The organism is Corynebacterium sp. UD i78 (genome assembly GCF_056280545.1).
Genome location: NZ_JBWCED010000001.1, coordinates 335290 through 359741, shown reverse-complemented (window position 1 = coordinate 359741; position 24452 = coordinate 335290). Strand labels below are relative to the sequence as shown.

Here is a 24452-nt window from a genome sequence, read left to right as displayed (position 1 = left end):
CTTTCCAACAATCGGACCTGGTTCAAGATCCATCGACGCGTGACCGTCCACCAGATTCACCCACGATGGTTCACTGGTGATAGCCGCAGTACCGCCCGGGCGAAGGTTCGGAGACCACACTCGGATCACACCAGACGTGAGTGTCGCATCGACCGACTGAAAAGCAAAGTTCACTGTAGGCATCTCAAACTCCTATTCTCAGCCAGCAGTTTCCGTAGTCCCCGGATTGTCAACCCCACTGGAGTTCTCGCCGCCGGTCCCCCGATCCGGTAGCCATTCCGAGCTGATATTCTGCGCCCTCATCCGAGACCAACGGGGGCCGCCAAGAATGGGCCGCAACGGCTCACTGTCCGCAACCTCAGCACGCACGATGTACCCCTCGCCAGGAACCTGCACTGAAGAGACAATCGTGACGTTCGTCGGACGCATCTCGCGGATCGTCGCCACAGCAAGTGCTGAAACTCCTTCTTCGGACGGAACCCACTTCGACTCCCGCGAGTACAAAGTTCCATCCGGCCGGTACACCGACAGTTCGATGCGCAGACCATTGCGATAGATCACGTCGATCGCGCCGGAGTTGAATCGGACGAAACCGGTATTCACCGACAGGGACAGATCCCACGTCCCCTTCTTCCCCAGCACCAGTCCCCCGCCCTCCGCGATGGACACATTCCGGGAATAGCCGATCATCTCCGTGAACGGAAGTCGCATAGTCCCCGTGCCAATCGCCGCACCATCTTGAGGTGCGGGGCAGAACGCCGACCCGTAGTTCAAGAGAGTGTCAACCAGGTCCGCTCGATCAGCAAGGTTCAACTGCCCGTCAGTGATCTCGGTGGTACCGTACATAGCCTTCCGGCCCGCGGTGAAGAAGTCAGAGACCCACCCGCCGATCGTGTTCGCCACACCGGTGATGCCCTGTATAAGGGCCTGCCCGATACCGCCAATGATGTCCGCGAAAAACGTATTGTGCGCCGACCGCCACGGCAGCAATGCCGACCCCATCATCTGCGAGCGGACACTATCCTCAGTCACCAGCTGCAACGCAGCCATGTCCCCCGCAGACTGACCACCCTCCGGAGTCGGATCCGACCCACCAGGAATCACGCCCATCAGAAATCACCCCTATCCAACTCCATCTTCAGCGCCTCACGCATCGCCGGCGACATCCGAGCCACCGCATCCCGCGCCACACCCGCCTGATCCTCCGGCGCATGATCCACCCATTCCCCCGAAATCGCCTCCCACGACGATGCCGACGGGCTAGGCGGCACGTACCACTTCTGCTGCAGCTCCGGGTGGTGCCGGAACCCGCACTCCCAGAGGTGCTTCGACTGCTCCTCCAACGCCGAACGCGGCAGAAGAAGCGGCGCACTGACCTTCTCGTTCATCTTCACCAACGCCCACAGCACATGCTCCTCCGGGCGCTCCATATCCATCTCAGACTGCACAGGCAGACCCATGACAGGCTCCTCTCTAGAGCACACCGAGGTCGTGCAACGCCCCGGCACCTTCCTTGACCTGACCAATCACCCAATCCACCGGATCCTGATCCGTGTCCGGGTCACCCACCGTCGCCGACCACTCATGCGGCGTCTCCGCATCCCACGACAGCGTCAGATCCGTGACCTGATCCACCGCGATACGGCCAGCAGAGCCCGGGATCTCACCGCCCACACGGTCACCGAGGAAGAAATGCCCCTGACCCTGCTCACCGATGAGGTACGGGGAACCGTCACCGATCTGCATCGTGTGACTAGTTCGCTCCCGCGTTGCCCGCATCCCGGCGCGCATCGCCAGGATGCTACTGAGCGTGTAAGCCTGGTCAGCGCCCGACACGAAGTCTTCCATGTAGTGCGACCATCCGAGAGTGCTGGACCGCTGCAGCGACTTGAAGCTCATGAACGCCATAAGCGTGTCCTCAAACAAGGGCTCCAACAGTGTCACCGCGGGCTCGACCAGATTCGGCACCATCAAGTACGCCTCAGCCAGCGCACCAGCCATCTGGATCACGGCCTTGATGCCCTCATTCACACCAGGCATCGAGTGCCCGCCAGTAACGAGCTGCGTCACCGTCGCCGGCTGCCACGTGAATGAGGTGGACTCTACGATGTTCGTGCCGCCCGACGAGTCTGTGCGGAGCACCACCCACGGATTCTTCGGGGCAGTGCCGAGGAACCCGGACACCGTGTACTCGTTGGACTCCACGACCTTCCCGATGGACTGCTGCGACTCATCCACCAGGTCATCAGCGACCGTCAGAACCGTGCGCGCCAGACCGCCGAGGATCGTGCCGCCGACTGCGGTCTGATCGAACCACCCCGACTTGTCCACGATGTCCACGATGAGCTGCCCGTTGCGCGGTCGGGCGCCCGGCCACGGCGGAGGATCGCCATTCAGCCACCGGCGACACTCCACCATCAGCTGAGCATCCGCCAACGTCCCCGCCGCCATCTCCGCCCACGTCTTGAACCGTGACGACAGGATGCACCACGGGGTGTCATCCAGCAGCAGAGAATCAGGCTTCACCATGATCGGCCACTCACGCATCGCCACCGACTGCACCCACGACCGCACATCAAGCGGATCATCAGGCATCGCCCACCAGTTGCCCTGCATCCGGGCGAGGTTCAGGAACATCGCCAGCTTCAGCATGTAGCGAGACGGACCAGCGAGGATGAACACGCGGGGGAACTGAACCGCCGCCGGGGTGAACGGGTTCGACCACACCAGTAGATGCTTGAGCTCCTCGTAGTCGTGGAGGAAGTTCAGGGTGACAGTGCGGGAACCCTGCTCATCCTGCTCCGTCTTCACCGACTCAAGCCGGCCACCCCAACGAGCACCATCCTTGTCCACCGTCACGTGGATATTCCGGCACGAGCGGCGATCCCAGTAGGATGCCGCCCACACCGCGAGATGATGCTCAGCGGGCATGGTGATCGTCCCCGCGCCGGTGTCGTTCAACTTCCACTCGAAGTGGGCGTCGAACTCCCCGGACACGCGGCCACGGAGAACCCAGTCACCGTCCCACAAGCGGACGAGTGGCTTTTCGCGGCGCTTCCGCTCACGATCCCGGCGACGCTCCTGCGCCTCATCCCAGATCCGATCCATCCGCTCAAGCACTGCAGTATCCGCCACGACGACCTCCCATCACTCAAGCCCGAACGGGCGCGTCCACTGCTGATCGATCCGCACCTGAGCCACAGCGCCCACCAGATTCCCCACCGATACCCAGTGATCACGGATCGCATTCGCAATCAGCGAGGCCGTCAGCTCCGTCAGCATCAGCGGGTCCAGCGCCGTCACCCACCACGGCACCTGACCCATCATCCAGCCCTTCAACAGGCCGGCAATCTGATCCGGCGTCGCCGTCAGCACCGCCTCCAGCCCCACCGACACAGCCCACGCCTGCATCTTCGTCGCAAGCCACAGCCGCCAGTCCTGCGGGATGAAGTACGGCAGCATCGGCAATGGGTCCATACCGACATGAATCTCAGTCGGCAGAGTCTTGGCCGGGATCTGGTGATTGAAGAACTGCCCGCCCATCTGAGCCCACAGCAGAGCATCCTGGGTGTCCGTGATCATCTCCACCGCCGGGTCTGAATCCACGACTACCTCATGGCCGATCTTCTGGAACGGCAAAGCGATCTGTCGGGACGTGTCGCCACCGGGCGACAGGTCAGCATCCGGCAAGATCCACTTCGCCTGCCCATCAAGACACCATTTGGGCCATGCTGGAACATCAGATGGATTCGCCACAGTGACGGAACCGCCGTCCCAGTTCATGCCTGTGAACTCGAACTCCGAAGTGACTGTCTCGCCCTTCCAATGCGGGTCCGGGGCGATCAGTGGGAACTCCCACCGGGCAACCCGCAGTGCGTGCATATCCATGTCTTGCTGGTATTCCGGCTCCGATTCCAAGAACACCTTCAGCGACCGCTCGCCCGACGTTTCTGTGATGCACACCAGTGACGCCGGAGACCTGTAGTCGAATGCCTTCCGGAGTCGACTGTCGATCTCCACGAGTTCACTGGCCGTCACCCCCCTGGCCACGAGCCGGAGCGTGATGTGCCGCTCAAGGAATCGCTGACCACGGAACACCGCACCAGGCTGACCGACACGAGCCCTGTACGTCGTTGCCGAGGGAGAGTCATACAGGTCGCCCACACTCGACTTCTCAAGTGCGACATCCTGACCACCAGCACCAGGACCATGAATAACCCACACAGAATCATCCACACCATCGATACGGAACTGCGCCAGAGTGTTACTCACCGTGCACCAACCTTCCCCCGGCTCCGCTTCCCCGCCTCACGACGGTAGAGCCGGTGCATCTCCTCAGGATTCGCCGCGATGAACTGGTTGTTCACCACGGTCTGCTGCCCGCCACCAGTGCGCGCAACCTCACCCACATCAGCGGCCATCGCCGCGACCAGGCGAGCATGATCATTCCCAATCAGTGCCGACAGGGAGCCATATCCCGAATCCCCGCCAGCAGCCGCGATCGACAGCTCACGGTTCGCATCGAGCAGGCCAGACATGACATCCTGCGCGGGAAACCCCGCATTGATCGCGCCGAGAAGATCCCGGTTCGCGATCGCATCAGAGGCATTGACCACGTGCTCCATGTCCGACAACCATGCCGGTATGCGGTCTGCCCGACGACCACCAGGACCACTGACCTGCCCACCCGATGCGTACCCACCACGGGTAGGCCAAATATTGCTGGGCCCGCCGTACTGCTTCGCCACGTAGTTCAACGCCGCCACAATGTTCGCCAGCGGGTCGGTCCGATCGTTCGGCAGCTCCTTGTCCCGGTACGCCTGGAACGTCGAGCCAATGACCTGCAGCAAGCCCTTCGACGGGTCTCCGTTAGCAGCGTTGCTGTCCCACTCGTTTGTCGCGTTCGGATCGCCACCGGACTCGTAGTCGATCTGCGTGACCGTGCGATCCGCATCCGTCCGGGATCCACCGACACGCTTCAGCGCGTCGAGAACCACAGGTCGCCACTGCTCCGCTCCCTTCGCGGGGTCGTACACGACCTTCACTTCGGGGTTCTCCGCGAGAGCATCGGCGGTGGAAGTGTCTGCCCCTGCGCCAACGCCCTTGTCCACCTCATTGGCGTCCTGGGCGTTAGCGTCCCGCCACTGGCCGTATGCGGCTAGTGCGGGTGGGGTGTCGGGGATTCCGAGGACGTTGAGCAGGTCGCCCATCATCCCCTTGCCAAATGCGGATGCAGCGATGCCAGCGACCTCAGACCATGAGGTGGGGGTTTTCTCCACGGTCTTCGTGGTGCTGCCCGTGACCGTAGTATCTCCATCACCGCCGACAGTGAAGCCATCAGTGTCGGGCATGCCGGTGATGTTCGCCGCCCAGGTAGTCGGGACAGGTATGTGCGCGTACTGCTCGTAGTCGGAGTCCCACGCACCTGCCGCGATGCCGCCGTACTGGCCGTTGCCACCAGCGCCACCCATCTCGACGTTGACCTCGTTGGGGAGGGTGCCCGACGTATGCCCGTCGCCATACTTGTTGTGCCACCCGAACCGCAGATCACCGCGAGCCCCCTTGCCCATGGTGAACCCCATGGCCATAAGCGCCTCACGCTGATTCCCGGTAGCGAACCGTCCGGCGAACGGATCCATGCCGACCGCGAACCGGGCGATAGCGGACATGGCACCAGAGCAATCGCCCCAGTTCACACCACCGCGCACGTACGGCTTGCCCTGGATTCCCTTCGCGAACTCGATGATCTCATCCGCGTGCTTCACCGCACCATGCCGACCACCGTCCTCATAGCCCGGAAGCTTCGGGAACGTGCCAGCATTGATCTGCGCCAACTCCCGGTCATACTTCTCCGAGCTCCCGCGGTTGATGATCCACTCGCCGGCATCCAGCCTTGCAGCCGGCATATTGTTCCGGTCGAACGCCAGGAACCCATCACGCTCATCCGTGCCCGGGCCAGTCTTCGGCAGCCTGTAGCCGCCGTGCTGACCACCGCCAGCATAAGCGGGACCATTCCACCGGCCACCAGTCCACCGACCAGACGAGTTCCGATCAGCCTTATCCCAGTTCTCATACGACGCGGTGAACGTCACCGTGATGTTCCGGCCCTTGATGCCGTTGATCGAGTCCTGAGCCTTACGCGCACCATCCTGCACCGGCTTAGGATCAAGCGTGACCTTCGGGTCTGCCTTCTTCTTGTCCAGGTCATCGACAGCCTGATTCGACTTACCCGCACCATCATCCAGCTTCGACGTGTCCAGAGAGGCCACCGGAGTCGGATTTTCAGCAGACAGGTCGAACACCAGGGAGAGAGCCTTCTGCTGCTGAATGTTCAGATCAGCGATGTTCAGGCTCGCATCCGGCGTCGGATTGAGCCCATCCAGCAGGCCCACCTGCTGAAACATCTCGATCGCCTTCGCGTCGAGCTGAGACGTGTCCATGTTCGCCAGCGGTGTCGGGCGCGCCAGATCCAGCGTATCTAGCTGCAACTGCGCGAACCCGGCAGTGGTCCGCAGGCCGGTATCGTCCAGGTTCGCCACGGCGGTGGGGTTCGCCATGTCGATGTCCATGAACCCGGTGTTCAGCCACCAGTTGTAGAGCGCCTTAGCCCCGTCATCCTCAAGGCTGAGGGTGGCGGTTCCGGTCTCCTCGTCGTAGTTGCTGAGATCCCATCCCGCCTGCTCGAGCTTCTGCTTCGTCTCCAGGTCGTTGATGCCGATGGTGGCCTCATACGGGCCACCTCCCTGCAAATCGTTGACCTGACCGCGGATGACCTCGAGCTCACCGCGCACGGTGTCGCCGTTGGCGATCTCCGCATCGATCGACAAACCCTCAGGGGTCATGCGCATGGTCTCGAGGAGCTTGCCCCACTCCTGCTCAGACAAGCCCGCGGACTGCCGCATCGCCTCGAGCTGACCCGCAGACTGGTTGAACACGTCCTTGGCGTCGTTGCCGGACGCGACGGCAGTGGACATCGCGGAACCGAGGTCCATCATCGAGTTGAACAGGTTCGCGCCAGCCTCAGTGGAGGCATCGATCGTGCCGTTTGCCTTGAGGGTGGCCCCCTCGAACCCCTCCATCTCGCCGGAGACCGACGAGATAGCCTCGGTCAGCGCAGACTGCGCCTCGGTGGCGGAGAGCTCTACGCCGTTGAGCTCCATGAGTGCACGGCGGACCTTATCCACCTTCGAGGACGCATCGTCCGCAGACCCGGCGATCTCCTTCATGGTCTCGGAAGCGGACGCCGCGGCCGGCCCCATGTCCTCGATCTTCTGCTGAGCCTGCTCAAACCCATCACGGAGGAAGTCAAGCTTCCTAGCCGCAGACTCGCCTCCATCGCCCATATCCACGAGCTTCTGCCGCATCGCGTCATAGGTCGCCTGGCTGCCCTGAATCTTCGCGGAGATCTGCTCGTCGGTGAGGCCCAAATCCTCCAGCGCCTGCGCAGCTTCCTCAGCCTTGTCACTGAGGTTGATGCTCGTGAACGTGTCCACGATCACGTCCAGGCCGGACTTCTTGATGTCGTAATTCCCGAACGCGGTAGCGAGTTTGCCGGTGATTCCGTCTGCAGTGTCACCCTGCTTCTTCAACGCGTCAGTGAGGGTATCGACCTGCTCGGTCATGACCTCGGCAGTGTCCCCACCGGTGGCCATGGCCGTGAACATCTTGCCGTAGGTGTCCGTCGCCAGTCCGGCGATCGTATTCGACGCCTCCAGGTAGCTGTTGAGCCGCTGCTGGCCGTCAGACCACAGCGCGATCGCCGCACCAGCGCCGACGAGGGCAGCGCCCCACGGGCCACCGAGCATGCCGATGACGCCCTTGCCCGCGGCCTTGAACCCGGACATAGCTGCGGCACCAGTGCCCTTGAGCGTGCCGGCGAAGTTCGAGACTGCGGCAGTCGCGGAATGACCCATGGACCGGGCAATTGCGTCCGTGGTCGTCATGACGCCCTTGCCGGACACAGCCATCTTCTGCGCTGCCGCGGCGGCGAGCTGCTGCTGCATCGCGAACGTCTTGAGGCTAGCGGATGCCTTCGTGTACGACGCGCTCATGGACTGTGCGGTCTTCGAGGATGTACCGCCCATCGCCCCCATCGCGGCATCCATGGTGGACAGTTTCACGCCCATGTCGGCAGCAATGGCTTTCTGCGCCTTCATCGACGTGCCGAAGTTGTTGATACCAGTCGTCGCGGATTTCGCCCGGGACGTGATCGGGGCAAGTGCCAGCGCCATCTTCTCGGCAGGCTTCTCTGTGCCCTTGAGCGCTTTCGAGGCGCCAGTCATCGCAGCGATCCCCGTCGCCGCCTTGCCCACCAGTGCGGGGATCGTCTTGAACCCAGTCCACGCCGCAACCGCTGCGGTGACCATGCCGGGGTGAGCCTGCATCAGGTCAGCAACAGTCTGCAGCGGACCCGCAAGAGCCTCAGCCACAGCGCCGGCGGTGGTGAGCGTGGACACGAAGATCTTCCACGCACCCACACCAGTAGCCGCAGCAGCCTGCGACAGAGACGCACCGATCTGCCCCAGGGCCGGGGCCAGTGCCCGTCCAGCAGCCACCAACTGGTCGAAGGCGTACACCGTGCCCTGGATGGCAGACTGCACCCCATCGGACTGACCAAGGGACTGCAGCGAGGCGACAGCCTCCGTGGCGAACTGCTTCACCGCGGGGATGCCCTTGGAGGTCATCCACCCGGAGAACTCCTCCATTACCGGCTTAGCCTTGGCGTTCATGTCATCCAGGGCATTTGTTACCCCAGTGAACCCGCCAGCAGCCTGGTCGAAGAACGGTCCGCTGATCGTGGCACCGAGACGCCCCAAAGCAGCGCCCATGTTCTTGAACGCGCCCTGCGCCGTGTTGCCGGCCTCCAGTGCAGCGCCGCCCATGCCGCGCTTCATCGCACGCTCGAACAGTGCGAAATCGACCTCGCCAGCAGACACCATGTCGGAGATCTCAGCGGAAGTCTTGCCCGTCTCATCAGCAAGGAGCTGCAGGACCGGGATGCCGCCAGCGAGAAGCTGCAGCATGTCGTCGCCCTGCAGCTTGCCCTTGGCTGCAACCGAGCCGAAGATCAGACCCATGTCGGACATTGACCGTCCGGCAATGGTCGCCGTGTCCGCAACGGTCGTCAGGACACCCTCAAGTTCCTGCCCCGGCTTGATACCCGCAGCGACCAGTGAACCTGCCGTAGTCGCGGCTTCCTCCAGGCCAAACGCAGTCCCGTTGACCGAGGCGAGGGCGTTCTCCATGATGGAACCGACCTGCTGCGTCGAGTTGCCCAGGCCCTTGAGCTCCGCCTCGGCCTGCTCGATGGAGTTCAGGCGACCGAGGCCCTTGGTGATGCCCGTTGCGACAGCGGCGCCACCGGCAGCACCAGCGGCGAGCCCGCCCTTCTTGAGCAGGCCGGTGGCGGCACTGCTGAACTTTTGGCCGAACGTCTTACCGCCCGAGTCGCCAGACTGGCCGTAGACCCCCTCAGCATCACCGAGAGCCTTCTTGATGCCCGGAGTGATCTTCGAGACCTCAGGAACGATGGAGATGTACCCCACGCCGAGTTCTGCCATGACAGTGCCCTCCTCAGGGGTCGGTGTGACCCCTAGGGGTCAGTTCATTGATGCGGCCACTCGCTGGCGAAGTTCCGAAGCGGACACCTGCGGCCTGCGTCGAACCGGTGCCGGGCGCTCCTGATCAGGGGCGTTTGCCATCTCCCCCGCCCCGGACAATCGGTCCAGCAGTGGCGGTGGTGCTTGATCCCCCACACCCGCCATCTGATGTCGCAGACCGATCAACTCGTCCACGACCATGGACAGCAACTGGCCGTGCGGATCCGCGTACGGTCCGACGCGGGCCTGCTCCGGGTTCATGTATGCCCTGAAGTGCGACCCGGACGGAAGGTGCTGCACGATCGTCTTCACATCGGACCACCGCAGGCGATAGCCGATGTCGTGGATGGACCGGCCCATGTCAAGCAGGTCCATTGCCAGTGCACTGCGTGCCGCCTCATCGTCGAAGATAAGACGGTGCAGCGCCGTTATTCCCCCAGGTCGGATGCTCCAGTGTCAGCGTCGCCGGCGGATTCCTTGTTCCAGTGGTCGAAGATGTCCGTGATCTGGCGCTGCACGAGCTGGTGCCACAGGTCGGAGTGCTCCGGGGCGAGGCCCTTGAGCTGGGCGCGGAGGGAGTCCACGATGTTGTCGGTGTCCTCGATGCTGGCGATGACTTCGGAGAGTCGTGCGACGGTTGCCGGGGGGAGGCAGTCCACCTTGGGGAAGGAGACTTCGTGTTCGATGCCGTCGTTGGTGACGATGGTGAAGTCCACGCGGTCTTCGGGGCGGTTGGCGGGTTCGATGCGGAAAGCCATGACGGGGCCTCTTTCTGTGATTGTTGAAGTAGGGACGGGGCGTAAGTCGTGCAGGGGCCTGGGGTGCCCCGTCAGAAGTCCCCAGGCCCGGCGGATCAGCCCTCCGCCGGGGTTTCGCCAGCAGCCGCGATTTCGGCGGCGACGTACTCGGCGATGTCCTTCGCGGAGAAGGCACGGACGGTGGTGTCGGTACCGGCGTCGAGCTGGGCTCGGGTACCGGCCGGGGTCGCGGCGGGAATCGAGGTGTTACCAGCGAGGGCGTCACCAGCACCGGTGCCGACCTTGACGTTCGACGTGCCGGCACCGATCGCGGTCCGTGCCGCGGCGGCGTCAGCGGCCTTGATCACGGACTTGCCTACCGCGGTGGCACCGGAGAGGGTGTCGGCGGTCGGGGTGGCCGGGACGGACGGGATATCCGATCGGTCAGCCTTGTCATTGACCTCGGTGCCGAGCGCATTCATCTGCTCAGCGGCCAGCTTGTCGCCAGAGGCGAAATCAGTCTTTGCCACAGTGTGGCTCCTTTCAGTCAGTGTCCCTGTTCAGGAAAGGGCGAACGGGAGGGACGTTTCCCCCAGACGCCCCTCTAGGGGTTTTCCGGGTCGGTTCCGCCGGCGTCCGGGTTAGCCTCACCGTCATCGCGGTACTCGACCACGTTGCCGCCACGCAGCTCAGCCGCAGCCGGCTTGTAGGTCTTGATGGTGAGGGTCTTGCGGGTCACGTCGTTGTGCACGTCGACGGTGTCGCCCACCGACATGACCTGACCACGCTCGATGACGTAGGTCTTGATCTTGTCGCCGTACACGGACTTCACGACGAACGAGGAGATCGGCAGAGGCTCCGAGGTGTGGTAGATGACACGCTTCGTGCCATCAGCCTGAGTAGCCTCAGTCTTCTCCACGTTCGCATCACCGAACGCCGACTTGATGACCGCGTCGTTGTCATCCTCCAGGAGGGTGATCTCGACGGTCTCCGAGTAGTTGTCCTGCACGGAAACGAAGTCATCGCCGCCGTACATCTTGATGTCGGAGGTGGAGCGGTCCTGGGTGACCTTCACACCGTCCTCACCGACAGCGCCGTGGTCCTCGAAGGACTCATCCAGAGCACCACGGGCGTCGGTCGGGAGCTTGGTGCCGAGCGGGGCTCGGAAGAAGACGCCGCCATCCATGGGCGGGCGTCCGACGAACGCGTTCTTCACGTTCACAGCCATGATTGCCTCCTAAGGGCATGAGAAAACCCCCATGCCCGAGGTGGGCTGGGGGTTGTGTTTCTTCGTTGTGTGGCGGGTCAGAGACGAATCTTGACACCGCCGGTGAACTGGAACCGGGAATGAGACTCATCCGGATCCGCGTAGGGGACGAGGTTGCGATCATCCGCGCCATGCACGATGCCGTGAGTCCGAAGTCCTCGCCACGTGGCGAGGACGAGTTCAGCGAACTCCTCGGCATCCAGGTCATCCGTGCCGTAGCACTCCACGAGGTAACGGGGATCCGCGGTGGCGAACGTCCCACTCGATCCTCCGATGCGGGACACAAGGACATACCTGCCGGTCGGGACTGTCCGAGGCTTCTTCGTGGAGACATGCACGCCTAGAGCGGCAGTGAGCGCCTTGACGACCAAACCAGTGACAGCAGGGGCGGGCACGGGGGACTGTTCAGTCATCCGAGACTCCTCAGCAGGTGGTTGCCGGATGCTTCGCGGCGTTTCGCCTTGATGCTGTCGGCGTAGACGATCGCCCGAAAGCGAGCCCGGCCCTGCATCGTGGAGACCGTGTATCCACCAGGTGCACCAGCAGAATCACCCGCAGTGCGAGCGATGCGAGACGCCTGCCGAGAGACCTCACCCTGCACCGAACCTGACCGCATAACCTCGATCAGGCCCTGCCGATTCGGCTCAAACTTCACAGCCATCGGACCACCCGCCACTCCCCCGCCGCGGCGATGAACCCCGGCTGGGCATTGTTTCGGTCGGAATAGACCACGAGGACGCCGGCATCAATGTCGAAGCTGCCGCAGACCAGCTGCACCCGCTCCACACCGGACTCCACGCGGGGGTCGTAGATCTCCACCTCAATGTTCGGTGTCATCGCTGAACCCTCCTCAAGTTGATGACCTCAACCCCCGGCGACCACCACGGGTTGCTGTCGTAGTTCTGTGCCTCGCCCACGACCTCGAATACGGGACCCGCGTCGAGAGTGACGGCATCGTCCGGCAGGAAGTCCCCAGGTGCGGCGTACATCTGCACGTCCACCTGGATCCTGTCGTGGCCGTACACCACAGGCTCCTGCGGGGAGACCTGAGCGAACGCGAAGACGAGGACCGTTTCGGTCTCCTCGATCTCCGTGTCATTGCAGAGATCATCCGGCGGGCCGACCGTCCGCCGATGCCGGATGACCGGCACCGTCATGGGGTAGTCGGTTCGCATCAGAACCCCCTGTATGGCACAGAGCGGATCACGCCGCGGCGTCGGAACGGGCGGAGCATGACCTTGTCCTGAGCGGACAGCCAAACCCCACCGTCGTTCGACCCACTGGCGAACTGACGCTGCCGGGTGAATGAGCCTGCGACGAACATGTCACCAGTCATGCCCGTGGGCGTCCCATCCGACTCCTGACCTAGGGCGCGGGCGACCATGCGGGTCACCACAACGACCACCGCGTCAGGGGCAGGATCCGGGATCGGGGCACCGATGTACCCCTCAACCGCAGCGACCGCCGACCGGATGAGGAACGACACCCGAGCCTCGTCCTCAGTAGTGACCTCAAGGCCGGTTGCGGCCTCAATGTCCTCGATGGTGACGATCATGGTCACCACCTCCGCTACTTGCTGATGGTCGCGGACAGCGCCAGGTTCGGGTTGACGAGCACCGGTGCGGCGATCGCATTGCCGTGGATCCAGACGGAAGCCGGATCAGTCTGACGGAACGCGCCGACAACAATGCCCGGGGCATCATTCTGGTCGATGTTGTAGTCGTAGGCCGGATCGGTGGCCTCGACAGTGGTGCCGAAGACAGTGACACCGGCCTGCACGTCGCCAGCGGCGGGGAGCAGCAGCACCCGGTCAGCGTCCACGACACGACGAGTGGTGCCGCCGACGTTGACCTGACGGTCGTACACGATGATGCTGTTGAACCCGAACTGGCCGAACACCTCGTTCACGACGGCGGGAGACACGCGGGAAGCGTTGTTCTTGTCGGTCGCAGTGGAGACGATCTCCTTGTTCTTCGTCATCTTCAGCAGAGCCTGCTTCGAGATGACGAGAGCGCCCGGCTCCACACCGTTGAGCTCGGAGTACGCCTCAGACCATGCCAGAAGGTCAGACAGCGGGGTAGCCGCGGCATCCTCCCACGAGGTGCCGACGGTCGGCTCCATCTTCGCGTCACGGCCGAAGTCGATGTCAGCGACGACACCGTTCTCCGCGACAGCGAGCTTGCCGGTGACCAGAGCCTCGGCGCGGAGCATCTCCACACGGTCAGCGATGGCGCGTCCGACCTGAATCGAGGTGCGGCCGAGGATGTCCTGCATCGCAGTGTCCGGCAGGGACCGGGCACGGATCTGGGACAGCTCGCCGACGCGGATCTTCTGGCCGAGGGCCGGCAGGTCGAAGGTGACCTGCTTGATGCCCTTCGCGGCGGCGATCGGTGCCTCAGCGTCGAATGCGCGGAGCTGCGCGGCCTCGCCGCGGCCGGACTCGACATCGCGGGTGCGAGCCACGACATCGTTGATCTGGGTGTTCGGCAGGAACTGCGCGAACGTGGCCTTGTCGGCGTCCTGGTTTTCCGCAGCGATGCGGGCGACGCCGGTGAGGTCGGCGGGGGTGATGGTGTCAGTGATGAGCGCCATGTGAATCCCCTTCCTTTCTGTGTATCAGTGCTGTTTAGCGGGGTGAACTACCCCAGAGTGAGGGGCAGGTCCCCGCCTAGCCGTTTCCCTCGGCGTCCTCTGCCGGCGTGCCGCCGACGATGACGAAGTGCGGGTTCGAGATGGTGGCAACGTCCACGTCCTGCTCCGGGGCACGCTCGGGAATGATCCGACCGTGATCCAGCAGCGGGGCGATGAGATCGTCACCGTCGAAGACCTGCGAGGTGAGCAGAAAGCCGTCCACCTTCGTGGCACTGGTCGCCGGCACGAACTTCGCACCGGAAGCGACGAGCGCGATGCCGGACGGAATGAACGCGCCGTCCTTGAACTTGGAGAACGCGGCACCGTCGAGAGTGACAGTGCGAGCATCGCCAGTGGCGTGCTTCGAACCGAGCCAGGTCTGATCCTCGGCCGGGTCGTAGTAGTCCCGCTTGATACGGAAACTCATGGTGACCTCCTAAAGGTCTGGGTTGGGGTGTTCTAGCGTCGGGTGAGGCGCTTGAACATCGCCTCAGGGTCCGACTTCTGGGAGGCCGGGGACCCCTGCAGTGGGTTGTCCCGGACCTTCTTCTGCTCCTGGCGTTCCGCCGGATTCTCCGAGGGCTCATCGTCGGCAGGCATCTCGCCCTGCTTTTCAGTGGCGTCCTCGGTCTTGGACTTCACTGCGGTGTTCACCGCATCCTGGAACGCCTTCGCCTGGGAAGCGATGGCCTCCTCATCCGATCCGGTGAGGACCGCATCCGCCTGCTCGATAGTCATCCCGACCTCGATCGCCTTCTTGTATCGGGCGGCAGCGGCCAGAGCCTCCACCGGGGAGTTCTTCGACTGCTCGGACTCGATCTGCTCGATGCGACGCTTCGCAGAATCCCGCTCAGCGATCGCAGCATCAGCCTCCGCCCGATTCGCCTTCGCACGGTCCTCCCACAGGCGAGCGTGAGCCTTCCAGTCCTCGAGCGACTGAGCCTCCGACTTCTCGCCAGAGGTGTCCTCCTCGACCTTCGACGGCATATCCGCCGGCGTCGGGGCACCAGACTTCTTCTCGTCCTCGGTCTGGTCCTTGATCTTGTCGGCCATCAGGGCCTCCTTCACTGGTCTGTTTCAGGTATGACTGAGACCCCGATGACCGATCCGGTCGCCGAGGTGTTCCTGGTCTTCTACTTGCCGGTCTTGCGCATCATCTGCAGGTACTCACGCCACGTACTGTCGCCGTACCCGCCACCACGCAACTTCCCCTTGCGGGTCAGCCTGCCGTACTTCTCCCTCATCTGGGCGGTGACAGCATCGAGCTCGTCGCTCCACTCGGAAATGTAGGACGGTTCGATGTACTCGGCCGAGGGGATGAGGACGCAGCGGCAGTGCTCGTGGAACCGATCCGCCTTGTTCGTCTTCACCCACTCGGATCCGTAGTGGTCATACTTGTGCTCCTGCACTGCGATGTACCGGCACCACTCGCAGGCGTTGGGCTGGGCGTATCGTCGGGCGGTCATGCCGTTCTCCTCGGACAGTGCCGAGGTGTACGACCGCGGCCCCTCCAGGACGATCTTCTGGCCTATCGCCGCGAGTTTCGCGATCGCTGCAGCCGGGGTGGCGACGTTGTCCGCCGTCCACTGCACCAGCCCCTGCACCCGCTCCGGGGTGAGCACCGCCGACGCCTGCATAGCCGCCGTAGACACCCCCAGCCCGGTCGCAGAGTCCAGAGCTCCAGCCATCACATCGATGCCGACGGACCGCCACGCCGCAAGGATTTCCGGTGCGGAATCGCCCAACACCTTCACCCACTCCGACCGCGGCAAATCAACCACCAGATCATGCAGTGCTACAAGCTGCTCGAAAGACAGTGTGGCGACATGATCCAGTGCGACGTGCACCTGATCCATCTGACTCGGGGTCATCATGACCCGTCACCAGACCAATCCGCCTGCTCCGTCCGGGCCGCCAGATCATCTACCGTCGTCGACCCGACGCGGGCCTGCGCCGCACGATCAGCCAGATCACCGACCAGTGACCGGGACGTGTCACGCGCCCAGTCAGCCTCCAACCGCTTCTGGTCAGTCGGAGACATGCCGAGCATGTCGTAGATCACCGCAGACCTGGCAGGGGCGACACCGGCACCGACGATCTTCACCGCCGCATCAGCCATCGCCGCCTTCGTCGGAGTCGCCGGATCCCGCCACAGCGTGTCCAACTCGTCGCGAACCTCGTCAGGCATGTCCTCGCCCGTGGAGATGTGCCACAGCAGTGGTGCCATCATGTCCACTAGCACCTGACTGATCTGGAGCTGCTTCAGCTCAGCCTTCTTGACCAGGCGAGCCTCAGACTGCCGGATCGCGTCTGCAGAACTCGGGTTCTCGGTGATGAAGCCAAGGTAGTGCACCGGGATCGCAGCCTCAGCCGCGATGATCTGCGTCAGCGCCCGCAACTCCTCGATGTACGGCGTCGGCGGAGATGACGCGAACTGACCAACCATCGGCTGGACATACGCCCCGGTCTCCTCCTCGATCGTCGGCGGGATCACGAGGTGCTGCGTCATGGCGGCGTTCCATGCGGCCTCCCGGTTCCGCTCCTTCGCGCCCGGCTCTCCGGAGTCATCCATGCCCATCGTGTCCGCGTAAGCGTTGACGGTGTACCGCTGCGGGGTGGTGTAGAACTCCCGGTTGTACTCCATGCCCAGCATGGCACGCATGCCATGATCAGTCGCGTAACGCACCGCCCGAGTGATCTCCGAATGACCTCGAGCATGACCAGAGCGAGTCCGGTTGAGAATCGGAATCAGTCCAGCGCACGGCCGGCCATGCTTCACAACAACTTCCTTGCCGTCCTCGTCCTCGTAGACCGTCAGACCAGGCGCATGCACCGTCCGGCGCATCTGCCCATCAGCCTGCCGATGCCACACCAGGCCAGCAGAAACAGTCCGGCCGTCAGTGTCCCACTCGAACGAAGCCTGCGTCGGATCAACAGCCGAAACCATCGGCGAACCAGCAACTGGGCTTCCGTCCTCCCCGACCTCACCACTGACCTCGAGGAAACCGACCCCGTAAATCAGCGAATCCGTGACCGCCTTCGCGAACTCAAGCTGCAGGGAAGAACGTCGCACAGCACGTTCAAGCGTCCCCGACTCATCGCCCGTGAACCCCAGGAAGTCGAGCCGCTCAGCAATGACATCCACCACCGTGGACGGCCATCCCATCACCGGGGAGATCACGTTCATGTTCGGCGGCACCGCGACACCCAGGTTCTCCACCCGGCGCGACCCCTGATAGAACGCCTCCTGCCGCTGGTTCGCGCCAGCATGACGACGGATACGCGCCTCAAGCCGCCCCACAGCCGACATCTGATCCATCACGGTCATGCGAACACCGCCTTCCTCCGCTTCCGCGGCCCGGACTTGCCGCCCACGCCACCAGCTACAGCGTCGATGCAGGCAGAGAACGCCATGCACGCCGCGTACGCCGCATCGATCTTGTCCACTGAATCCGGGTACTGCTTGTACAGGAGGTAGCCCGTCCGCTTATCACGACGGCGCGCATGAAGCATGTGAGCAATGAGCCGAGGAGAGTCAGACATGCTGATCTCACCGTTCACGATCGCCTGCCGCATCTTCTCCACCACCTCACTAACCTTGCTGTCTTTGCCCCTCGGCCACGCCGCGATCGGCGCGTTCCGAGACGCCTTCACACGCAGCCGACGATGAAACGCCGCCTCCCACTCCGCAACCTGGCTCGTCCACCCGGACGGGTCAGCATAGAACCCCACGACCCGGAACCGTTCGAAGCAATCCCGCACCGTCGCATCCACCTCGAGCGGATTCGGGGCCCAGTCCTGCGGATCATTTGGCCCCGGCTCCCACACCGCAATCTCGAACAAGTGCTTGTCCGACACGCGCATGCCGACCAGGGCCGTTGCATCCGCCTTACCGCGGACACGACCACGCGACCCATCGAAGCCGAGGACGATCTGGTCACCCGGGGTGACGACCTTCTCCCGGTCCACGATCGCCTTGATCTGCGGCGCAGACACCCACGAATCGGAAGCGTGCGTGACCTGGTTGAGGTAGAACTGCCGAGCGTCCTGCGGGTCTGTCGCCGGATCCCAGATCTCCGCGATGATGCGGTCCAGGTCCACCCAGCCGCCCGCTGATTCCGCGGAGTCGCCGTAGGCGACCTGTAGGCCAGCCATGAGAGACTCACGATCCGCCATGTCCGTCTCCGCCGGAGCCTCGAGATGGTCGTACAGCAGACCGTTGTCTCGAGTCTTCCCCGCCCGGATCTGCTCCGCGTACGCCGCCGTCATCTCCGACACCGAGCCCATGCCCGGCCGGTACGCGTTCGGCGTCTCCACCGTCGTACCGCCGATCTTGCCAGCGTTACGTCGGATCACGTCTGCGAGCTTCCGACCCCCGTTGGACGGGATCCACCCCTCCGTCTGGTCAAGGGCAGCCCAGACAGGCTTGTTGCCCTCCTTCGACATGGCCGCCGCCGTGATGTACTCGATGCGACCCTTCGGCAGGGCGACGAATGTGTCCATCGGGTCAACGGCGTACTCATCAAGGACCGGCCCCTGCCGGATCATCTCCAGTAGTGGATCGAACGCGTTGCGAGTCTGGTCCTCGTTGACCGCGGCGAACTGCACCAGCGGCGTCCGAACCTCCGACCACGGCTTGCCGACCGGCCGACCATTCGCGTCCCAGCCGTCCGGCACCGCCGGCCCCAGAGCCTCGAACACGCCGAGCACGCCCATCAGCGGAGACTTTCCATGCCCCTTCGGACGCGACCACACTGCACGCCGGTACACCCGCCGACCCGTCACCGGATCCAGCCGGTAGAAGTCCAGGACGAACTGCGCCTGCTCCGGCGTCAGCGTCAGCGGCACGTAATCCGGGCGGTCCGGCATCGCCAGCATGTCCGTGATCCAGGCCAGAGCCTCCCATCCCAGAGACGGCACCTCACCCTCGAAGTCAGGCTTGAACGGCACCGCGCACCTCCTCCAACTACTTCGCGACCCTCAGCCCCGCGTACGCGCCACGGGCGTCCGCACCAGACCGCGACGTGCGCCGCTTCTCGTCAGCCTCGTCCGCCGCCGCGTACTGAATCCGCAGTCGAGCCCGATCCTCAGCCGTCGCCCCGAACTTCGCTGTCCGAAGCCGGAGCTCGCCAGCCTGACGAATGTCGCCAGACCAGAACTGCCCATGAACCACCGCGCAGTCCATCAGCTCAGACCAGTCCGTGAACCGGAAGTCCGCGGCCAGCGGATCCCGGCCCCACATCTCCCACCACGTCACCGTCTGCTCCGGCCACGGCTCCCCGTTCGGCATGAGCTCCGGGAGCGGAGGCTGAGCCACCGGGTCCGACGACACCAGCTTGATCCCCATCGGGTCGCTGTTCGTCCGAGCCCTCTTGCTCGCCGGCTTCGGCGTAGGTCCTCGGCCTGCCATGTGTGCCTCCTTACGGGGTCCATGTGGTGAGACATGAAAGTCTCACATCGTGATCGCCAGACCCGTACAGAGCCTCAGCGACTGTGCCTTCAGTGGCTTCTGGCGGGTCGGGGTGGGGTTCTCCCCCCTGGGTGCTTCTCACTGTGCGGGACAGCAGGTTTGCTGTCGAACTGGACTGGTCGGTTCTTGGGTGCCCCTCTCAGGGGAGGAGGCCGGGGTGTGCTTCGGTTTCGAACTGGCCGCGTGCTCTACGCCGTTTCCGTCCTCTGGCGGCTTCCTTCTGGCTCTTCATGGCGTGGTGGCGCTTGCAGAGCCATTGGAGGTTTGTCAGGTCGTCGCTGCCGCCTTCTTCGTGGGGTGTCCGGTGGTCGAGTTCGAGGGGGCCGGCGCATGGTCCGCGGTTGGCGTGTTGGCATGAATGGTCGAGTTCGCGTGTTGCGGTTTCGCGTGTTCGTTTCCATTCGCTTGTTGATGTTCGTGAGTTTCCGTTGGTGAATGCCATGGCGTGTCCCCTCTCCCCTGCCCTGGCCCCTGAGGTGCCCCTACCCCCCTGCCCCGGGTGGGGTGGGTCGGGGTGTGTGGGGTGCCGGTGGGGTGGGGGGTGTGTGGTCCCCCTTGTGTGTGGTGGTCAGTGCCCGTGCCCTAGTGGGTGGTGTGGGCGGGGTGGGCGGGTGGGCCCACCGGGTGAGGGCGTGGAGTGCGGTGTCGGCTTTGAAGTCGCGGCGACTGCGGGCGGTGGCGGGGTGGGTGGCCAGGCCATGCGTCCAGTCGAGGATGTCAATGCCAATGCTGTGAAACGCTCGAACGTCTTCCGCTGTGGGCTTCCCCTCTGGCGCTGGTGGTGAAGAGGACTTGGAGGATGACCTGCTCCCGGGGTGTGGCGGGCGACGGGGCGTGGTCCATGGTGTGCACCCCCTTCCTGTGTCGGTGTCCTGGTGCTCGCGCCAGTGTGTGTTGCGCGGTCCTCTTGCGTCGCCCCTCCCCCTCCGTTGGTGGGGGGCTTCTGTGTAGTGGGGGGTGTGTTCGCTTGACCCCCTCCCCCATTGTTCAGGCTGGGGGGTCAGTCTTCGTCTGGGGTGTCCCGCTCATCAGGGACGGCACCGAGCGCCATGCCGGTGAGGGACTGCTGCGCCATAACGAAGCCCTCACGCCCGAAGTGGATGGAGGGGCTGGACGGCGCCTAATCGGTGGGCGTCAGAGCGAAGTAGGGGAAGCAGTACACCTCGTCCTCTTCGCGCATGAGATCTTCCCCGGGCTTCACCGTCCCGACCCACAGGAAGGGAAGGTCGCCTTTGACGAATACGCCGCCGAACTCCGGCTCGAACATGATGGCGTCTTGATGCTCGCTCCAGAAGGCGTAGAGACTGTCCTTGTCTCGAATGATCGTTGCCGTGTGCGTACCGGCGTCGAGAAGCTGATTGGGGTCGGCCTCGTACTGACCACTGTGCCGGTCCTGGTATTCGACACCGGACTCTGGGGTGTAGTACTCGGAGAGGAAGTCCTCGATCGTGTCGAAGCCCTTCATCATTGGGTGCGTGTCCAGCGCCTCGACTATGAGCGTCCCTTCCGACGTTCGTTCTGCCAGCACTGCAGTGTCGTGCTTGAACCTCGGGTAGTAGATCCTTTTGCTCATGTGGCTCCTGCCTGTTCTACGGGGAGTTGTTTCCCCGACGGTGGTGACAGTAGGCGGTGGGCCGGACAGGGTGCCCCCGAGTGTTCGAGAGCGTGGTGAATCGTCCCCGGGTTGAACGGGGCTGCGCAGCGTTGGGGGCCTCGGCAGGAGGGAAGGGTGCCCGGGTGGGGCTGCTGCGGTGATCACCGGATCACGATCCATGGGCTGGCGTCCCCCGGCAGTGGAGCGTGGCTCGACACTGCCGGGGGTGTACCACCATGACCGGCGACGGAGGGCCCACCAACGTCGCCTTACCCGGACCCACGACCGGGTGAGCGCATAGCAAAACCCCGGTGCGTTTCTCCGTTGTGGGGAGGACGCCCGGGGTCGCGTATCGCTCGGGCGTAAGCCTATCACAGGTGCGTTACAAGCGGTAGTGCTACGACCGTGGAGGGCGGGTGAAGCGGTACAGGGTGATGGTCTCCCCGGTGCTGAGCATCTGGGTTCCCTGTTCCTCGAGGACGCCGCGGTTGCGCCACTGCCGGATGGTGCCGGCCTTGTAGCCGCGTTCGCGGAGGACTTCGACGGTGACGAGGCCGTCGAGTGCTTTGGCCTGTTCTGCTGGGTCTGGTGGTGTGAACTGGTCGGCAAGGGGCCGGTGAACGCGTTCGCGGAGTTCGTCTTCGGCGTCGGGCCACCAGGGGCGGGCGATGAGGTCCACGCGGTGGCGGTGGAGCCAGCGGACCCAGGGGGTGAGGGTGGGGCCGGTGTGCTCGGTGTCGGGCTGCCGGATCGCCAGGTCACTGCTCAGGTTCCCGGCCCACTGCTGGACGTAGGCCAACGCGTCGCGGCGCATGTCCCCCAGACTGTCGGAGCACGGGCTCTTGGACTTCGGGAGGCTGCGGGCGATGCCGGCGTTCTCACCGGAGGCGGCCGGCAGTCCGGAGTCGAGTACAGCGTCATCGAGTGCCTGGGCGAGGCGGGTCAGGTCGGTGAGGAAGGCGCGGGCTTCGGGTTCAGTGGTCACGGGCGGTTCCTTTCGGTGTGGCGGAGTGCGGCGGTGAAGGTGGGGTACCGGGTGTCGAGTCGCCACCGGCCTATCTCTGTTGCGGGCAGGTTCCCGCCGGTGGAGCGCACGGCCCCGACCGGTCGGCGGCGGTAGACGTTCCAGGCGCCTTCCTTCTTCCGGATACGCCACTGCGCGTCGTACTTCTTGAGGCTGGTGCCGATGCTCTGGATGAATCGGTTGTCGAGGTCTTTCGTTCCGACGCTGATGCTCCATCCGGTGGTGAGGTTGCCGCGGATGGTGCGGCCGTCGGGGAGGGTGCCGGCGATGTGTAGGCCCGGTGGGACGGTTGCCTCAGCCTCCCAGTACTTAGCCAGGCGGCGGAAGCGGACGAGGAGGGCGAACAGGATGCTGATGGTGACCGCGTCCACGGCCCGCCACCACTCCCCCACAGTCACCGCGCCCACACCCACGCCCACGTTCAGGGCGATGCACACCGCCCACACCCACTCCAGCCAGCCACGGGGCACAATCCGTCTCACTGCTCCCCCTCCTTCGCTGCGGTGGTCGCTGCCCGGGCGTTCTGGAGCTCGATCTTCAACGACTCGATGACGCCTTCGAGCTTGACGATCTTGGCGTCCTTCTCGGTGATGGTTGCCCGCAAGCCCTGCTCCCGGGCCTTGGATTCGTTCAGCCGGTCGCGGAGCTCGTCGGCACGCTTCCGCTCGGGTTCGTAGTCAGCCTCGGCGCGCTGCCGTGCTTCCTCGGAGTGATACAGGCTCTCCTTCAGTTCAGTGACTTGTCGCCGGTAGATCTCCATCATGGCGAGCATGGTCTGATCCATCTGCTCGTACTCGATCATTTCCCCTCCTTCATGAGTGAAGCCCCGCACTGTGGCGGGGCTTGGCGGTTGTGGTGGGTCATGCTTCCGGCTCCCACAGGACCGTGACGGGGGTGATGCTCCATGAGCTGAATCCGTCATCTCGCTGCGGCCGGGCTGCGATCCACTTTCCGTTGATCTTCTGTAAGGCCTCTCCGTCGGTGTGGTCCCTAACGATGGCCTGTTCCGCCAGCGTGTCGAGTTCGTCCGCGTCGGTGATGACACGCGGCGCGGGCACCAGGCGGGTAATGAGGGTAATTGACTCGTCGTCAAAGTATTCAATCTCGCCGTCAAAGAATGCCGCCGACCACGGATACTGGTCGCTTGATCCGTCGCGGGTTGCCACGGCTTCGCGCTCTCCGACATCCACAATCCATACTTCCCCCGGCTTCACGTCGGCGGGGTTGTGTCTTTCTGCGTTGCTTTCTGCGTTGCTTTCTGCACCTTTCTGCACGGTGAGGAACTGTTCGCGGAACTCCCGGTAGTTGTCAGTGCGGCGTAGGTTCTCGTTAACGTCGGTGAGTCGTTCCACCTCGGCGTGGGCTTCCGCGAGGTCGTGCTCCACCTGGGCGGCGCGGTCAGCGAGGGCGATCAGTTCATACTTCCCGGTGCCGATGACGCCCGAGTAGCGCTTCTCCACCCATTCTCTGATCCCCTCCTCGAGGGTGGGGGCCGGGGCGTCCACGGTGGCGAGGATCACGCGGGCGGCGGTGGTGGCGCGGGATCCTCGCACGCCGGGTTCAGACAGGAAACCTTCCGCCCACTGTCGGGCGTCGCGTCGGTCCTGGTCGGTGATGTCAGTCATTCGGGGTCTCCTGGTCTAGGTCGAGGGTGTTTGCGGTGCCCCATAGGTCCTCCACGTCAGCGTCGAGACGGTCGATGGTTCGCTGCTGCCGGTCGATCACGACGACGAGGCAGACGGTGGTCAGCATGGAGGCGAGAGAGAGAACCAGAGCGAGGACGCTCATTCCGCCTCCTCCACGGGTCCGACCAGTCGGCGGACAAGCGGGGTTCCGAGTTCTTTCTGCCATTCCCTGGCGTGCTCTTCTTTTTGGAACCAGGAGGTCTCACCCCAAGGGCGGAGAACACCCCATTCCCATTCCATCCCGGCGATGGTCTGCGCAAGGTCCGGGGCGGCGGCGATGAGGGCCGCGTCGGCGTCCTCTACGACGCCGTTGTCGGTGATGCCTGATTTGTCTTTGTCGGAGTAGACCTGCATGAAGTATTCGGGGTATTCACGGTATGCGGTCCACGGTCCGGAGGTTGCGTTCTTCTTCAGCCGGTCGGCCTGGTCTGGTGTGATGGTCATA

General features: G+C 64.0%; 28 protein-coding genes. All 28 read right to left on the bottom strand.

Going from position 1 to position 24452, the window contains the following annotated elements; translation table 11 throughout:
- Window positions 1-198 precede the first annotated feature (198 nt).
- The 28 genes from ACZ9GM_RS01785 to ACZ9GM_RS01650 all read right to left on the bottom strand — a co-directional run bounded on the left by ACZ9GM_RS01785 (window position 199) and on the right by ACZ9GM_RS01650 (window position 24451).
- On the bottom strand, window positions 199-1110 hold the full coding sequence (locus ACZ9GM_RS01785; RefSeq protein ID WP_476037138.1) for a hypothetical protein: 912 nt from the start codon (window positions 1108-1110) through the stop codon (window positions 199-201).
- On the bottom strand, window positions 1110-1460 hold the full coding sequence (locus tag ACZ9GM_RS01780) for a phage gene 29 protein family protein (protein WP_476037137.1): 351 nt from the start codon (window positions 1458-1460) through the stop codon (window positions 1110-1112). The genes ACZ9GM_RS01785 and ACZ9GM_RS01780 overlap by 1 nt, the downstream gene beginning before the upstream one ends.
- Before the next feature lie 13 nt (window positions 1461-1473).
- Window positions 1474-3135: a Gp37-like protein gene (locus ACZ9GM_RS01775; protein ID WP_476037136.1), complete on the bottom strand. Its 1662-nt coding sequence runs from the start codon at window positions 3133-3135 to the stop codon at window positions 1474-1476.
- A gap of 12 nt (window positions 3136-3147) precedes the next feature.
- Entirely contained in the window at window positions 3148-4272 is a 1125-nt protein-coding gene (locus tag ACZ9GM_RS01770) for a phage tail family protein (RefSeq protein ID WP_476037135.1), read from the bottom strand.
- On the bottom strand, window positions 4269-9560 hold the full coding sequence (locus tag ACZ9GM_RS01765) for a tape measure protein (protein ID WP_476037134.1): 5292 nt from the start codon (window positions 9558-9560) through the stop codon (window positions 4269-4271). The genes ACZ9GM_RS01770 and ACZ9GM_RS01765 overlap by 4 nt, the downstream gene beginning before the upstream one ends.
- A gap of 39 nt (window positions 9561-9599) precedes the next feature.
- A complete protein-coding gene (locus ACZ9GM_RS01760) occupies window positions 9600-9974 on the bottom strand; it encodes a hypothetical protein (protein WP_476037133.1) in 375 nt (124 codons plus the stop codon).
- A gap of 53 nt (window positions 9975-10027) precedes the next feature.
- On the bottom strand, window positions 10028-10357 hold the full coding sequence (locus ACZ9GM_RS01755) for a hypothetical protein (RefSeq protein ID WP_476037132.1): 330 nt from the start codon (window positions 10355-10357) through the stop codon (window positions 10028-10030).
- A 95-nt stretch (window positions 10358-10452) separates the two neighbouring features.
- Entirely contained in the window at window positions 10453-10866 is a 414-nt protein-coding gene (locus ACZ9GM_RS01750; protein ID WP_476037131.1) for a hypothetical protein, read from the bottom strand.
- Between the two features lie 74 nt (window positions 10867-10940).
- Window positions 10941-11564, bottom strand: a complete 624-nt coding sequence (locus ACZ9GM_RS01745; protein WP_476037130.1) for a hypothetical protein — start codon at window positions 11562-11564, stop codon at window positions 10941-10943.
- Between the two features lie 77 nt (window positions 11565-11641).
- A complete protein-coding gene (locus ACZ9GM_RS01740) occupies window positions 11642-12016 on the bottom strand; it encodes a hypothetical protein (RefSeq protein ID WP_476037129.1) in 375 nt (124 codons plus the stop codon).
- Between the two features lie 238 nt (window positions 12017-12254).
- Window positions 12255-12440 carry a hypothetical protein gene (locus ACZ9GM_RS01735; protein WP_476037128.1) on the bottom strand — a complete coding sequence of 62 codons (186 nt, stop codon included), beginning with the start codon at window positions 12438-12440 and terminating at the stop codon, window positions 12255-12257.
- The gene (locus tag ACZ9GM_RS01730) at window positions 12437-12778 is read right to left on the bottom strand and encodes a hypothetical protein (RefSeq protein WP_476037127.1); all 342 of its coding nucleotides are present in this window, start codon (window positions 12776-12778) and stop codon (window positions 12437-12439) included. Before ACZ9GM_RS01730 ends, ACZ9GM_RS01735 begins: the two co-directional genes overlap by 4 nt.
- Entirely contained in the window at window positions 12778-13158 is a 381-nt protein-coding gene (locus ACZ9GM_RS01725) for a hypothetical protein (protein ID WP_476037126.1), read from the bottom strand. Before ACZ9GM_RS01725 ends, ACZ9GM_RS01730 begins: the two co-directional genes overlap by 1 nt.
- A 14-nt stretch (window positions 13159-13172) precedes the next feature.
- Window positions 13173-14195, bottom strand: a complete 1023-nt coding sequence (locus tag ACZ9GM_RS01720; protein WP_476037125.1) for a major capsid protein — start codon at window positions 14193-14195, stop codon at window positions 13173-13175.
- 76 nt (window positions 14196-14271) lie between these two features.
- Window positions 14272-14661 carry a hypothetical protein gene (locus ACZ9GM_RS01715; RefSeq protein WP_476037124.1) on the bottom strand — a complete coding sequence of 130 codons (390 nt, stop codon included), beginning with the start codon at window positions 14659-14661 and terminating at the stop codon, window positions 14272-14274.
- 32 nt (window positions 14662-14693) lie between these two features.
- A complete protein-coding gene (locus tag ACZ9GM_RS01710; RefSeq protein WP_476037123.1) occupies window positions 14694-15287 on the bottom strand; it encodes a hypothetical protein in 594 nt (197 codons plus the stop codon).
- A gap of 80 nt (window positions 15288-15367) precedes the next feature.
- A complete protein-coding gene (locus ACZ9GM_RS01705; protein WP_476037122.1) occupies window positions 15368-16108 on the bottom strand; it encodes a VG15 protein in 741 nt (246 codons plus the stop codon).
- Window positions 16105-17562, bottom strand: a complete 1458-nt coding sequence (locus ACZ9GM_RS01700) for a phage portal protein (RefSeq protein ID WP_476037121.1) — start codon at window positions 17560-17562, stop codon at window positions 16105-16107. The genes ACZ9GM_RS01705 and ACZ9GM_RS01700 overlap by 4 nt, the downstream gene beginning before the upstream one ends.
- Complete coding sequence (locus ACZ9GM_RS01695) at window positions 17559-19184, bottom strand: hypothetical protein (RefSeq protein WP_476037120.1); 1626 nt, start codon at window positions 19182-19184, stop codon at window positions 17559-17561. The genes ACZ9GM_RS01700 and ACZ9GM_RS01695 overlap by 4 nt, the downstream gene beginning before the upstream one ends.
- 16 nt (window positions 19185-19200) lie before the next feature.
- Window positions 19201-19644: a phage terminase small subunit gene (locus ACZ9GM_RS01690; RefSeq protein WP_476037119.1), complete on the bottom strand. Its 444-nt coding sequence runs from the start codon at window positions 19642-19644 to the stop codon at window positions 19201-19203.
- 199 nt (window positions 19645-19843) lie between these two features.
- Window positions 19844-20146, bottom strand: coding sequence for an HNH endonuclease (locus tag ACZ9GM_RS01685; RefSeq protein WP_476037118.1), 303 nt, complete (start codon window positions 20144-20146; stop codon window positions 19844-19846).
- A gap of 678 nt (window positions 20147-20824) precedes the next feature.
- Window positions 20825-21277 carry a hypothetical protein gene (locus ACZ9GM_RS01680; protein WP_476037117.1) on the bottom strand — a complete coding sequence of 151 codons (453 nt, stop codon included), beginning with the start codon at window positions 21275-21277 and terminating at the stop codon, window positions 20825-20827.
- A gap of 418 nt (window positions 21278-21695) precedes the next feature.
- Window positions 21696-22283 (bottom strand): hypothetical protein, encoded by a 588-nt coding sequence (locus tag ACZ9GM_RS01675; protein WP_476037116.1) that lies wholly within the window; start codon window positions 22281-22283, stop codon window positions 21696-21698.
- On the bottom strand, window positions 22280-22804 hold the full coding sequence (locus ACZ9GM_RS01670) for a hypothetical protein (protein WP_476037115.1): 525 nt from the start codon (window positions 22802-22804) through the stop codon (window positions 22280-22282). The genes ACZ9GM_RS01675 and ACZ9GM_RS01670 overlap by 4 nt, the downstream gene beginning before the upstream one ends.
- Entirely contained in the window at window positions 22801-23124 is a 324-nt protein-coding gene (locus ACZ9GM_RS01665; RefSeq protein ID WP_476037114.1) for a hypothetical protein, read from the bottom strand. Before ACZ9GM_RS01665 ends, ACZ9GM_RS01670 begins: the two co-directional genes overlap by 4 nt.
- Window positions 23125-23182: 58 nt before the next feature.
- On the bottom strand, window positions 23183-23947 hold the full coding sequence (locus ACZ9GM_RS01660) for a hypothetical protein (RefSeq protein ID WP_476037113.1): 765 nt from the start codon (window positions 23945-23947) through the stop codon (window positions 23183-23185).
- On the bottom strand, window positions 23940-24110 hold the full coding sequence (locus ACZ9GM_RS01655) for a hypothetical protein (protein WP_476037112.1): 171 nt from the start codon (window positions 24108-24110) through the stop codon (window positions 23940-23942). The genes ACZ9GM_RS01660 and ACZ9GM_RS01655 overlap by 8 nt, the downstream gene beginning before the upstream one ends.
- The gene (locus ACZ9GM_RS01650; protein ID WP_476037111.1) at window positions 24107-24451 is read right to left on the bottom strand and encodes a hypothetical protein; all 345 of its coding nucleotides are present in this window, start codon (window positions 24449-24451) and stop codon (window positions 24107-24109) included. Before ACZ9GM_RS01650 ends, ACZ9GM_RS01655 begins: the two co-directional genes overlap by 4 nt.
- Window position 24452 lies beyond the last annotated feature (1 nt).